Origin of the sequence: Shewanella electrica, assembly GCF_022321485.1 — a bacterium.
Taxonomy (GTDB): Bacteria; Pseudomonadota; Gammaproteobacteria; order Enterobacterales; family Shewanellaceae; genus Shewanella; species Shewanella electrica.
In genome coordinates this window covers 1-267 of sequence record NZ_JAKOGG010000342.1, presented here as the reverse complement: position 1 = coordinate 267, position 267 = coordinate 1, and the positions used below count along the sequence as shown (strand labels likewise).

Here is a 267-nt window from a genome sequence, read left to right as displayed (position 1 = left end):
GGTGAACTTATGTCTAAAGGTGAATTAGAAAACACATTGAGTAGAGCATTAACTCAGTGGGAAAAAGAATATCTAGGCAGAGGTTCTGTCTTAGTAAAAACAGATATCATCCGCAATATGGTGGTTGTTTTGCTTAAGGGAATTTTAATTCCTGCAGAAAAAGAACTAACGGAAACAAAGGACGGCATTTTATCTGTTAAAAAAATACGTGCAGATTTAGTGGAAACTGGATCGGAACATATAAAAAATTTAGTGAAAGAAATAACC

General features: G+C 34.1%; 1 protein-coding gene. It reads left to right on the top strand.

Translation table 11 applies throughout. The annotated features are described in order from the left end of the window. Positions 1 to 9 precede the first annotated feature (9 nt). Positions 10 to 267 (top strand): Na-translocating system protein MpsC family protein (locus L9G74_RS20835; RefSeq protein WP_238898665.1); only part of this gene is annotated, 258 nt, incomplete at its 3' end.